Below are 13,885 nucleotides of genomic sequence, written 5' to 3'. Positions count from 1 at the left end.
TAGTTTGTCAGATGCCTAGTTCTTTTCTTGCCCAAGCCTCATCATGATCGTTTATCTTATAAAGATAGATACCAGCCATATTCCACCAGCCGTTTCCTCCGCTCGGATCTATCGGATCGGCATCACGACGAGCTTCCGGAATAAAGCGAATGTATTTATATGGTTTGCCGGCTTTTATATTCTCATTAGGTTCAACGTGCTGTCCTCTGCTGCCGGGCAGTGTATAAGTCTCTTTACCCATCAGCGTCCAGGTATTGCCATTGTCGCTTCCCCAGATACCTACACGTTTTACGTCCCCGGCACCATTACCATTATTTCGGCCATCATACTCAAAACGCAAGGACTGCAATGGCAATTCCGACATATTGATTTGCAGATAATGAGGCTGCTTATTGGGTGATGTTCCGCTCCATATTGTATGATAATAGGTATTTATATTATCATCGACCAAAGCTGCAAGTGATCCTTCGGACGGTTCGGTCGCATTGGCAGAGAACATATCGACTGTAAGAGTAATGCGTGCCTTGATAACAGACTCTTCGGAAGTTCCTCTTACAGTTGCAGGCTGTTCCGTCTCCATACCTGTAGGACCGTATGTTTTGATGGTAAACTCATATTCACCGCCACATTTGAATGTGTTTTCTACAATGAATAAGGTAGTAGTATTATCAGCAATTTCCAGTTCTTTATCTTCTTTCGTTACAGGATCATAATAGATGACTTTCATCTTTGTAAAATTCACATTTACAGGCATTTCCCATTTCAACTTAATAAATCCCGCTCCCGGAGTAGCTGTTGGATTTTTCACGCCTTCAGGAGGAACCGGAACAAATTTCTCTTGCGTAACAGTGACAGTGAACTCATTAGGCTCTATCGGATCAGTGCTTCTGAATGTGATATGTCCTACTCGTTCTTCCTCTATAGTATTAGGTTGGATGATGAAACTTTCGGAAGCATCGCGCATACCTCTCGTGGCAGGCAAAGGCGTAATCCATTCGCGGGCAGAAGCCTCCACTTCATAAGTATACGCATCTGCAGGCCCATTTACTTTGAATGGAATCGTGATCGTTTCTCCGGTAGCTTTCACCTGATATTCCTTCTTTGATTCGTCAATGTCAACAATATATCCTCTCGGCTGCTGCTTGATAATGAGTGTACCGACACAATTATAGTTTTGTGATGACTGCAGAGTGACTGTACAATATCGCACAATGGTATCGGTATTCTGATCCAGAGTAAATGTCAGGTTCTTCTTGACTGTGTTCTCTGCTCTTTCCGCTTGCTGTGATTTCTTTGCCTTCGGCTGCTCCGGTTCGTTAAAACGTACCCAATCACAGGTATCCGGCACGGTAATAACATCCAGATTCAGATTGGTACTTACCGGAATAGTCAGAGAAGTCACTTTAGAATCCACTACTTTCATTCCATCAGCCGTCAACCCTTCCACTTCTATCACCGGTTCCAGACCGAACTGTTTGACATTAATGGAATAGCTCTGATGACCGTAAGCTATCGTGATTTCCGCTATGCGCTGTTTATAATCCTCATTCTCGTCGGCAGATACCGTGACTTTACCTTCTTGTTTTTGTAGCTTGCACCAGCCGGCATTCGAACTTGCCGTCCAGTTATCGAACGCCACGTTGGTCTCCACTTCTATCTCATGTTCACCGCCGGCAAGGGGAAAAACGACAGCCGCCTGACTCTCGCTGGGGACGGTCAAAGTCAGCACATTGAACTCTGTTTCATAATCGGGACCGCAGGAAGAAAGAGCGATAAATATCCCCAAGACTCCTGCCAGTCCGATAGTTAGTATATTTTTTTTCATATCATTAGATGCATTACAAGTTTTCTACTCTTGGATTGAATTGGTATCTCAGTTTAGCATTTACCTCCCTGTATCGGTCGGTAGACTGCAAACGGTATTTGTAATGGAGACGGAACTCCTTATAATAAGTGGCACGTCCGTCGGGTGTCCGGATGACATTCAGCAAATACGTATTGTCATACTCTCCGATGGGAGTCAATTGCATTACGTCGATATCCTTATATGGCAGGATAGTGAGCTCTTTTGCCAGCGGATTCTCGGGTAACTGTTCTCCCATTTCCAGAATAATGCTTCCTTTATTGATGATATCCAGTGCAGTGGTATAGTCACTGAAACTTTCATCGCCTGCCATCAGACGTACGGAATTCTCTGAAATAGGAAATACACGATTGGAATTCGTCGGACGACGGACTTCACTGGTTCCATCCGTATTCGGAATAATAATGGTACTACTCGTATAATTGTAATATGTTGCCGTTTGTGTGGATGCATAATAATTTTCCTTATGAATGCGAAGCAGCACGTGTCGCTTCTTCGGATTACAGTCCGGTGTCTTCAGCGAATCAATCTTATATTCGAGAAAATAAATGGAGTCGGGTGAAATCTTATCCAGATTTTTCAGATACACCGGAAACATCGCTTTGGAAGAGCCGGCAGGAATAGTCATTTCCATAGTCGGAAACTCATAACATTCTTCCGGCAAATACTTCGCGAAGCGTGCTTTATTGATATCGAAATTAGATTTGTTGTAAGCTCTCAACAATGTATCGGAGTTTTGCAGTGCTACTGCAAACGATTCATCGGAAGCCTGCGAACCACTTAATGAAGCCACCACGAAAAGGGTATCTCCTCCCTGCTGCAACTCGGCTACCTGGCGATCGTACACCAGGCTCGAATTACTGAGCAAATTTACTTCTTTGCGGAATTGTTCCTGAGCGAAATCATAGTTATCGCAACCACTTATTACAACCAAAGCAGAGCAAAGAATTATAGTTACTATCTTCTTCATATTTTCTTTCTGTTATTCTTGTTTTTCATTATCTGTCCCATCCCGGATTCTGATCCATTGCGGGAACTTTCAGTAATTCATCATGGCGAATCGGCATAAATACCATTTTGGGCAGTGCAACACGGTCACGGATATTCTGCTGATCGATCGTCACAATATTCCAGAATCCCGGATTGCCACTGACGTCGGTACGATCTTTTTGTACATCCAGTCCCCGCCAATTGGACATATTTGCATCATCTGTGAGGAAAGTACCCCATCTGCGGGTATCGAAATAGCGGTAGCCTTCGTTGAAGAGTTCTACTTGCCGTTCGTTACGGATAATCTGTTCAAATCTGTTCGCGTCGTTCATATCACTCAAAGCCGGACCGGGCAACCCGACACGATAGCGGATCATATTGAAGTATTTAGCCATTTCCTGAACATCACGGCTGACAGTAACTTCGACATCCGTACCTGTCATATCAGGGGTGGTAACGGTTACTGTACCCGTTACGTTGTTCAGTGCCTCCACATATTCCAGCAAAACTTCCGCATAACGGATGATGGCAAACGGTTTGGGACTGGTTATGAATGAACCTTTCACATTCCCTTTTCCACCAGCCCATGAATCATCCGGATGAATATACTTGACAGGAGTATAACCGCTGATATTATAATCGTTGACATTGCTCCCCGCACCAGCCAGTCCGGCTTTCGAATCATCGTGCGAATACCAGAACTGCTGATTGATATAGCTTGCATCAGAAGAAGCTGAATTCATAGTCCACTGGCGTCCGGGAAATCCGATGGAAGCATAAAAACGTGCAGAACGATTGTCATACATCTTCGGTACATCTCCCCTCAACTGGTAGCTCCCCAATACTTTATTAGTGCCAATTGTCTGGCTCAAATCCGCCACATACGGATAGTCCGCCGATGCATTGTGTATGTCTCTACCGTCCATCATCAGGAAGCAATCAACCACTCTCTGGGGTACGGACATACCGCCCCAGCCTCCGAAACCTACCGGGAACGAGTGCTTCGTGTAGTCACGCACATTGACGGATGACATTGCCCAAATAAACTCTTTGTTAGTGGATATAATACCTTCACCGTTGAACATATCAGTAAAAGAGTGGAAAGGATCAATACCACCTGCACCATCGGGGAATGGAGCTGTAGGAACATTATCTGCCAATGGATATGGATGCTGGTTGTCCGGCATCACCGTAAACAGCGAATAGTAATCCATATCAATCACCTGTTTTGCAGCAGCGGCTGCTATCGCCCAGCGGTCGGGATCGTAAGTCTGGTTTACGTAATCGGCACCGTCGCTTTTACGTTGCCAGTTGCTGAAACATTGACGGGCAGCATCACCGCCATTAAACAACGGAGAAGCCTGGAACAGGCGCAAACGGGCTATCAGTGCCAAAGCCGCTCCTTTCGTAGGACGATCAGAATAACTGATACTCTGTTCGGTCGGTCCGTAAATGCCTTGCGTAGCAAGTTTGAATTCATTGCATATATAATCCACAGATTCGTCGTATGTAGACCGTTCCCTGTTATAGTATTCCGCCGATTCGGAAGTGCTCAGCACTTCATCCCCCACAATCAGCAGCGGACCGTAGTTCATCAGTAAATGGTAGTAGGCATAACCGCGCATAAAGTGTACATATCCGATATAGCGTCTTCTGTCAGCTTCCGTCATATCGGGCACTTTGCCGACATTTTCCAACATCCGGTTGCATCTTGTCACTACTACATACATAGTATACCACAAATCCCGCGGCAGGTTTCTGCTGTTAATTTTACCGATACTGAACTGCGCTCCCCAGAATTCGCTAGTTTGCCATCTGACGGTTATCTCGTCCGAAGCAGTTTCTCCCGGATTCCATGAGTTTCCCCAAATGGCACCAGCATCTGGAAAACGGGTCGGGGTATTCCAAAGATATCCTTCGGCATTCTTCATGCTATGGAAAATGGAATCTTCCTTGAATGTAGCCTGGAAATAGCTGTCTACATCCAGAAAGTTGCAGGAGCTGAACAGTAAAGAACTGCCAATGACCGCTCCCAAAAGTATTTTAATTCGATTTTTCATGAATTTTCAATATTATGTGATTAGAATCTTAAGTATACCTGGAAAGCATAAGTAGCAGGTATCGGATAGACAGCACCATTTGCCGAAGCCTGTTCAGGATCAAAGTATTTCACTTTGTCGATAGTGAACAGATTGTTGGCAACAAATTCCAGATCAACGGAGGACAATCCAACCGATTTAATCCATGGCAGATGTTTCAGGCTGTATCTCAGACTGACTTCCTGAAGGCGCAGGAAAGACCCGTTCCGTCTCCAAAAAGAAGAAAGCTGGGAGTTGTTCGTGTTTTTGCCATAAGAAAGCCGTGGAAATTCCGCATTCGGATTCTCTGTAGCAGTAGTTCCCGAATACCATGCAGGGGTCCATCTGTTCTTGGGATTGTTAGCTAGTTTGATCACATTTCCCAAGTCTCCGTTATAAAACGGAATCCATCCGTAGTCATTGCCAAGTCCTACACGATAGTAATCCACTTTCGCAGAACCCTTGAACAAGATACTCACGGTCAAATCTTTCCACTGAAAATCGCCGCCGAATCCATACATCATTCTAGGCAACTGGTTGGAGTAAGACAAAGGCACCTTGTCGTCTTCATTGATAATGCCGTCTCCGTTCACATCACGATATTTAATGTCACCGGGACGTATCGTTCCGAATCCACTTTGGTCAGGACTGGTATTGATCTCCTCTTTACTGGCGAACAGCCCCTCGGAGATGTATCCGCGCAAAATATTAAAAGGCTTGCCAGTCACACTGAGATAATCATAAGGTAATTTGTTCTCTTCAAAATAGTCAATGACGTTTTGTGAGAACGTATAATTAGCACGAATGGTAAAATTCATATCCTTGTTGATCTGGTGGAAAAACTCAATGTTTCCGTCCGATCCCACACTATGCATACGTCCTACATTCGATTTCGGATAGGTCACCATACCTACAAAAGAAGGCAACGTCACACGATCCTGAAAGATATGATCACGAGTATCCCGGAAAATGTCGACAGTAAAAGACAGCTTGTCATGAAAGAACTTGGCGTCGATACCCAGATTTGCCTTCTTCGCTACTTCCCATTTTAAGTTGTCGGCTCCAGTATAGGTTTCTGTGATACCATTATAGCGGTATCCCCAGGCAGATCCGGCGTGATTGTCAATCATAGTCATATAAGGGAAACGTCCTACGCCTGTATAATCGTTGACGGCAACAATCTGGTCGTTTCCTACAATACCGTAAGAACCGCGAAATTTCAGAAATGTGAACCAAGGCAGTTTCTCAGACCACCAGTTATAAGAGGAAGGAACCCATCCGACAGCAATGGAAGGAAAGAAACCGAATCGTTCGCCTTTTTTAAACTGGGCAGAACCTGTATAACCAAAATTCGCGTCAATAAAATAACGGTTTTTATAGTCGTAAGAGATACGTCCGGAGAGATTCTGATGACGCTTGGGAATGCTGCTGATGCCCAAATCATCAATGGCTCCCCATTGAGAATCCTTCTCATCTTTCATATAGTATTCGAGCAACGCACCGAAAGTATGATCGCCGAATGTCCGGTTCCAATTAGCTTTTGCTTCCAGGTAGTACTGTCTGTAAGCGTGTTCAGCATCTCCGTATGCCAAACTTTGTTGTGAAGAGCGCAGTGATTTAATCAAAACTCCCTGTGCCGTTCGCCCGGTAGCACGGTAAAGATCCGGCCAGATAGAACGGTACTCACTGAAATAACCGATATGCTCTGTCATCCCTTGTACGGATAATGTCAGTCCTTTCAAGAATCCCTTGAATTCTTGTGTCAATTTAAGCGTCAGCATGTTTCGGTTATCCTCACTTTGCATATATCCGGTATTATTCAGCATGACGTAGGGAGAAGCCAATGTACGCTGTCCTCCATATACGGGTAACGTACCATCGGAGTAAGTAACCGGAAACAGAAGTGGTGTCAACTGCTGGACAGCAGACCATACTGCGTCTGTATTCATTCCGCCCGGGCTGACATAGGAATTGACATATCCGTCCACACCGAAATACAACTGGGTTGTTTTGGTCAGATTCATGTCGATATTGGCACGATAGTTCAGCTTGTTTACGCTCAATGGTTTCTTAAACAGGTTTTCTTCCTGACGATAAGCAGCACCTTCATCCTGATAACCTATCGATAAAAAATATCTGGCAACATCACCTCCTCCTTTAGCACTGACATAGTAATTCTGTTGGATAGAATTATGTTTCATGATTTCATCCATCCAGTTTACATCCGGGTAGAGGTCCGGATCCAACTTATTTTTGATAAGGTCTAGTTCCAGACGGGTATACAGATCATCTTCTCCCGACATTGCTCTGGCTTCATTGGCAAGAAGCGCGTAATCATAAGCTCCCAGATATTCGGGCAGACGTTTGATATGGGATATTTTCATGGTAGCACGTCCGGTCACTTCCAGTTTTCCGCTGGTACCGCGTTTGGTAGTCACCAATACTACACCATTGGCCCCGCGTGTTCCATAGACAGCCGTCGCTGCAGCATCCTTCAGAATGCTGAATGATTCAACGTCATCGGTATCAATATCCTCCAGTCTTCCTTCGATACCATCGATCAGCACCAATGCTCCGGTACCGGCTCCGAAAGTACTGATACCACGAATCCAAAAGTTAGAGATATTTTTCCCCGGTTCACCCGAACTCTGCATAGTGATGACACCTGCCATTCGACCTCCGATCATATTATTAAGAGAGGTGGCGGGAGTTTTCAATTGCGCGACATCGATTGTGGTAATTGCACCTACTACCGAGACTTTTTTCTGCGAACTCATACCCGTTACCACTACTTCGTCAATCTTAGTCTCGTCTTCTTTCATGACAATCTTAAGTTTCTCTTCATCTTTGGTAATCAGCATCTCGACATTCTTCATACCGACCGACTGGAATACCAACGTAGCATTTTTCGTCACTCTAATTTTGAATTTTCCGTCCAAATCCGCTACCACACCGACTCCCGGTTCATTCTTTACATAAACAGCCGTACCTACCAATGGCTCACCGGATGCATCCACAATCACGCCCGCCACTGTAAACTGTGTCTTCGTTTCGTTCTGACTGTAACCTGCCAATGGAATGAGTATCATCAGCAGCACAATCAATAAAAGATTTTTTTTCATATATGTATTATAAAAGGTTATTCTATAGACAATTTACGAATCACTTTATTTCCGGTATCAGCAACATACACGATTTGTCCATCGGCGCTGACAGCAACTCCGAAAGGATGATTGAACATAGCGATGTCCGGACCACCATCTTTATAGCCCTTCATTCCCGGAAGTCCGATAGGGGTACTTACGGTAGCTTTGTCTATTGACAATCTTGTATCAATCACTCGTATACAATTGTTACCACAATCAGCGATATACAACTTACCGTCTTCCGTAAAACAGATCTGGTGGGGATTATTAAACTTGGCATTTCTCAGTAGACCGTCTTCCCATCCTTTTCCTGCAACTTGTCCTTCTACTATAGCTTTTCCGGCATAACCCTCACCAGGATAGGTATTTTTATCTTTACCTTCCAGATTACCGACATCTACTCTCCATATCTGATTACCTTCAGCCATTGCGATGTAAAGCATATTTTCCTGTCCTTTGACAGGGCTGAATGCACAGTATGAGTCACAGGCATCAGGTCTGGTGGAAGTACCTACCTTCTTAAGCAGGAGTTCACAAGTACGGGTATTCGGTTTTATCCTGACCAGTTGGCCTCTTACCATCACCGTATAAATGTAATGGTCGAGCTTGTTCACCACGAAACAGTGCTTATAATTATTATCGGCGATATCCTTTGTTGCATCATCCAGCAACACTGTCAGACGACGAGGTGCATAACTTACACTTTTAGACAAAGCATAGAACCCCATACCACCATCTTCAGGAGCATACATCGTATTATCTATATCCGAGAAAGCAGGAGCATTCAGTATGGCCGCCGTACCATACTGTAGTACAAGCACTGAATTACTCTTGACAGAAGCCATGACAACATTTCCATTCGAGTTCTCTCCTTTATCATTCTTACAGGTGACGGATGGGTAATTATCTCCTCCGTGCCAAACATGACGTTCGGTGATAAAGATATTATCCTCATCATCCAGACAAATGTAGTTGGGTGCCGACAACGTAGAAGTAGCTATATCCCCTCCCACAGTAGGCTGGTCGGCATCCGGTGAAGCTTGACCTATTACGGTAGTTACACTTGTCTGAGTCTTGTAGATAAATTGTTTTCTGGCTTGTCCTTCATATTCTTTCCCGTCGGGCATCGTTCGGGCAACTAGAAGATTCATTTCTTTCTTGTACGTCAGTCCTGAAGGAACATACAAGTAGATTTTGTTTCCATTCGAGCTGACTAAGCCTGCCGGATGCTTTATTCCGTCTACATCCTCGAAGTAAACTTTCAGATTGGTAGTGTCTGATCCGAAGTTTCTGCCTTCGACGATCATAGGGGTGGCAATTCCACCGGAATCCGGATAAAATCCGGTCACTTCAATAGGTTGATCCGGATTGAATACTGCACTTCCTATATTCTTACTATCTGAACATGAAGTCAGATAAATGAATACGGCGGCAAAGAATGTCAAAAAAATAGTTCTTTTTTGCATTGTTTTTCTGTGATTAAAGGTTAATTATTAGTTTGGTTAATATAGACAAGTAGAAAACTTACTATTGTATCTAACATTATTTATAATGTGGTAGAAATAAGATGTGCATTTTTACTCTTATACGTTTGTTTTTGGGTGTGTATGCTTTATCTTAATATTTAGTAAGCTTGGGAATATATATAGTTGTGTTTGACTGTTATCATTCATTTGTTTTTCTTGGGGGTATTGAAATTTTTAATGAATTCAATCTTCCTTCAGCACTGTTCTGAGCTATGCTGAAGAAACGATAATAAAATTTTAATTTTACATCGGAGGAGGTCTATAATTTTGCATTATCATAAATAAGAGTTTTTAAATTCAGTCGTGATTGACCGATTGGGATAAGTCGCTCTAGAACTTGGTATATTAAACACAAAACATTGATATACAACAATATAAAACACACGAAAGATTACATCTCTCTAATTATGACCCGAACAGTAGAATGGAAAAACGAAAAAAGTATCGTTTGTCGATAATTAAAATAAAAAAAACATTGCGTTTACCAATTTTATTAATAACTTTACACCGTCTTAAGTAGCACACAAACTTAATAACCTTTGAAAAGCCTATGAAAACAGGAAAAAACACACTTATTGGTATAAAATTACCAAGTTCTAGAGCAACTTATCCCAATCTGTTAAGTGTAAATACGAATAATGACAATCAAGCACAACTATTCATTTTCAAACATATTAAGTAACAAAACAATGATAGCCCCAAGGAATAAATGCATAAAAAACAAAACGTATGCCCTAATTTCTACCATATATAATTAAGATTTCACCTCTTACCAGCAAGTTTAGATGAATCAAACTATAATAAGAGCAAATGATATATTACATAAAAAAATTCCAGTAACTTTCGATACTGGAATTTTATATAAACCAAAGAAATATCTTATTCCCACTCGATTGTTGCAGGTGGTTTAGAACTGATATCATAGGTTACACGGTTCACACCTTTCACCTTATTAATAATATCATTCGAAATCTTGCCCAGGAATTCATAAGGCAAATGCGCCCAATCCGCAGTCATGGCATCAGTAGAAGTCACAGCACGCAATGCTACCGCTCTTTCGTAAGTACGTTCATCTCCCATAACACCTACAGACTGTACCGGGAGCAAGATAACACCTGCCTGCCATACCTGATCATACAATCCCCAATCACGTAATCCCTGAATGTAAATATCATCAGCATCTTGCAGGATACGCACTTTTTCCCGGGTGATGTCACCAAGGATACGCACAGCCAATCCCGGTCCCGGGAAAGGATGACGGGTAATCAGATGTTCCGGCATACCCAACTCACGACCTACACGGCGAACTTCATCCTTAAATAACAAACGAAGCGGTTCGCACAATTTCAAATGCATCTTTTCGGGCAAACCTCCTACATTGTGATGGCTCTTGATCACCGTACCTGTAATAGATAATGATTCAATGCAATCCGGGTAGATAGTACCCTGAGCCAACCACTTCACATCTTTTATTTTGTGAGCCTCCACATCGAACACATCGATAAAGCCCTTACCTATAATCTTACGTTTACCTTCCGGTTCGGTCACACCAGCAAGCTCTGTAAAGAACTTCTCGCTGGCATCCACACCAATCACATTCAGACCGAGACATTCGTAATCGTTCATCACATTTTTGAACTCATTCTTACGCAACATTCCGTGATCTACGAAAATACAAGTCAGGTTCTTGCCAATGGCTCTGTTCAGCAATACAGCAGCAACCGAAGAATCGACACCACCACTCAAGCCCAACACAACCTTGTCATCACCCAACTGAGCTTTCAACTCAGCAACCGTACTCTCGATGAAAGAAGCCGGCGACCAGTCCTGCTTACATCCACAAACATCGACTACGAAGTTCTTCAATATCTGCGTCCCGTCTTCGCTATGGAATACTTCCGGATGGAACTGAACTCCCCACACATTTTCACCTTCCACCTGATAAGCAGCGATATCTACTTTATCTGTCGAGGCAATCTTCTTGAAGTTGTCCGGGATAGCAGTAATCGTATCACCATGACTCATCCATACCTGCGTATTCTCACGCACTCCTTTGAACAGCACATTATCCTTGCAGAAAGAAGTCAGATGCGCACGCCCATATTCGCGTGTACCAGCCGGTTCTACCTTTCCATTGTTGGTATACGCCATAAACTGTGCACCATAGCAGATACCCAAAATAGGATATTTGCCACGAATCTCACTCAAATCTACCTTGAAGGCATCTTTATCATAAACCGAAAAAGGACTTCCGGAAAGGATGACTCCTTTAATTGTTGTATCTTCTTTAGGAAACTTGTTATAAGGAACAATTTCGCAATACGTGTCCAGTTCGCGTACGCGACGACCAATCAGCTGTGTTGTCTGCGAACCGAAATCAAGAATTATTATTTTCTCCTGCATATCAATGGTTGGATTTTGAATAAATGATTTGCAAAAGTAGAAAAAAGTAGGCAAAAAGATAGAAGAATAAACAAGAAAATCGACATTTATGAGAGAAATATATCATCGGGCAAGATAAAGTCCGAAAGAAAAAAGCGAATTTGAGAAGGCTTATATATTATTAAAGAGGAGGTTCTAAACAGAACCTCCTCTTTAATAATTATGGATACTTATTTCTTCTCTTTCAGCAGATCGCGAATCTCAGTCAGCAACACTTCTTCCTTGGTAGGAGCAGGCGGTGCAGGAGGAGCAGCCGGAGCTGCCTCTGCCGCTTTCTTTGTAGTCAGCTTCGTGATGAGACGTATAAATAAAAATATAGCAAAAGCTATAATCAGAAAGTCAAAAGTTGCCTGCAGAAATTGTCCGTAATCCAGAGATACGGCAGGAGCAATCTCTTTACCATCGGCTCCGACTTCTGCCGCTTTCATTACCCATTTCAGATCTGTAAAGTTCACACCACCAACCAGCAAGCCAATTGGAGGCATAATAACATTCGCCACCAACGACGATACTATCTTTCCAAACGCGCCGCCGATAACTACACCGACAGCCATGTCTATGACGTTCCCTTTCATGGCAAACACCTTAAAGTCCTGTAAAAATGTGCTCTTTCCCATCTTTTTTCAATATTTAATGTGAATTTAATATGCGAATATAAAAACATTTTCGTAATTTTGCACCGCATTTGAAAATAAAACAAATGCGCAAGCTGAGAGATATTTGAACAAATATTATAAAACCCTTAAAAGTTTAAACAAAATGATTAAAGTAGGTATTAATGGATTCGGACGTATCGGACGTTTCGTTTTCCGCGCTGCAATGAAAAGAAACGATATTCAAATCGTAGGTATCAATGACCTTTGCCCGGTTGACTACTTGGCTTACATGCTGAAGTATGACACAATGCACGGTCAATTCGACGGTACTATCGAAGCAGATGTTGAAAACAGCAAATTGATCGTTAACGGTCAGGCTATCCGCATCACTGCAGAAAGAAACCCGGCTGACTTGAAATGGGATGCTGTAGGTGCTGAATACGTTGTTGAATCTACAGGTTTGTTCTTGAGCAAAGACAAAGCTCAGGCTCATATCGAAGCTGGTGCAAAATATGTTGTAATGTCAGCTCCTTCTAAAGATGACACTCCGATGTTCGTTTGCGGTGTAAACGAAAAAACATACGTGAAAGGTACTCAGTTCGTTTCTAACGCTTCTTGTACTACTAACTGTCTGGCTCCTATCGCTAAAGTATTGAACGACAAGTTCGGTATCCTTGACGGTTTGATGACTACAGTTCACTCTACAACTGCTACTCAGAAAACAGTTGACGGTCCTTCTATGAAAGACTGGAGAGGTGGCCGTGCTGCTTCTGGCAACATCATCCCTTCTTCTACTGGTGCTGCTAAGGCTGTAGGTAAAGTAATCCCGGCTTTGAACGGTAAACTGACTGGTATGTCTATGCGTGTTCCTACTTTGGACGTATCTGTAGTTGACTTGACTGTTAACTTGGCTAAACCGGCTACTTACGCTGAAATCTGCGCTGCTATGAAAGAAGCTTCTGAAGGCGAATTGAAAGGTATCCTGGGTTACACTGAAGATGCAGTAGTTTCTTCTGACTTCTTGGGTGACACTCGTACTTCTATCTTCGATGCTAAAGCTGGTATCGCTTTGACTGATACTTTCGTGAAAGTTGTATCTTGGTATGACAACGAAATCGGTTACTCTAACAAAGTTCTTGACTTGATCGCTCACATGGCATCAGTTAACGCTTAATTAGAAGTCTAAACATATAGGAAACCGCTGCGGGAAACCGTAGCGGTTTTTTTGTCTTCATTTTATATA

At 42.9% G+C, this 13,885-nt stretch carries 8 protein-coding genes; 1 reads left to right on the top strand and 7 read right to left on the bottom strand.

What is annotated here, in order from left to right; genetic code table 11:
* Nucleotides 1-7 precede the first annotated feature (7 nt).
* The 7 genes from K6V30_RS09950 to mscL all read right to left on the bottom strand — a co-directional run bounded on the left by K6V30_RS09950 (nucleotide 8) and on the right by mscL (nucleotide 12,663).
* Entirely contained in the window at nucleotides 8-1,825 is a 1,818-nt protein-coding gene (locus K6V30_RS09950; protein ID WP_055270324.1) for a BACON domain-containing protein, read from the bottom strand.
* A 13-nt stretch (nucleotides 1,826-1,838) separates the two neighbouring features.
* Complete coding sequence (locus tag K6V30_RS09945) at nucleotides 1,839-2,834, bottom strand: BT_3044 domain-containing protein (protein WP_010536871.1); 996 nt, start codon at nucleotides 2,832-2,834, stop codon at nucleotides 1,839-1,841.
* A gap of 28 nt (nucleotides 2,835-2,862) precedes the next feature.
* The gene (locus tag K6V30_RS09940) at nucleotides 2,863-4,914 is read right to left on the bottom strand and encodes a RagB/SusD family nutrient uptake outer membrane protein (RefSeq protein WP_010536870.1); all 2,052 of its coding nucleotides are present in this window, start codon (nucleotides 4,912-4,914) and stop codon (nucleotides 2,863-2,865) included.
* A 20-nt stretch (nucleotides 4,915-4,934) separates the two neighbouring features.
* Nucleotides 4,935-8,054, bottom strand: a complete 3,120-nt coding sequence (locus tag K6V30_RS09935; RefSeq protein ID WP_070612473.1) for a SusC/RagA family TonB-linked outer membrane protein — start codon at nucleotides 8,052-8,054, stop codon at nucleotides 4,935-4,937.
* A 17-nt stretch (nucleotides 8,055-8,071) separates the two neighbouring features.
* Nucleotides 8,072-9,544: a hypothetical protein gene (locus tag K6V30_RS09930; protein WP_010536868.1), complete on the bottom strand. Its 1,473-nt coding sequence runs from the start codon at nucleotides 9,542-9,544 to the stop codon at nucleotides 8,072-8,074.
* Between the two features lie 939 nt (nucleotides 9,545-10,483).
* Complete coding sequence (gene guaA, locus K6V30_RS09925; RefSeq protein ID WP_010536867.1) at nucleotides 10,484-12,007, bottom strand: glutamine-hydrolyzing GMP synthase; 1,524 nt, start codon at nucleotides 12,005-12,007, stop codon at nucleotides 10,484-10,486.
* Between the two features lie 209 nt (nucleotides 12,008-12,216).
* Complete coding sequence (mscL, locus tag K6V30_RS09920; RefSeq protein WP_055270320.1) at nucleotides 12,217-12,663, bottom strand: large-conductance mechanosensitive channel protein MscL; 447 nt, start codon at nucleotides 12,661-12,663, stop codon at nucleotides 12,217-12,219.
* 142 nt (nucleotides 12,664-12,805) lie between these two features.
* Between mscL and gap the strand changes: the two genes are divergently transcribed.
* Nucleotides 12,806-13,816 (top strand): type I glyceraldehyde-3-phosphate dehydrogenase, encoded by a 1,011-nt coding sequence (gap, locus tag K6V30_RS09915; protein WP_008759940.1) that lies wholly within the window; start codon nucleotides 12,806-12,808, stop codon nucleotides 13,814-13,816.
* Nucleotides 13,817-13,885 lie beyond the last annotated feature (69 nt).

The sequence above is a fragment of the Bacteroides faecis genome, from assembly GCF_020091505.1.
Classification (GTDB): domain Bacteria; phylum Bacteroidota; class Bacteroidia; order Bacteroidales; family Bacteroidaceae; genus Bacteroides; species Bacteroides faecis.
This window is presented reverse-complemented; position numbering and strand designations above follow the sequence as displayed.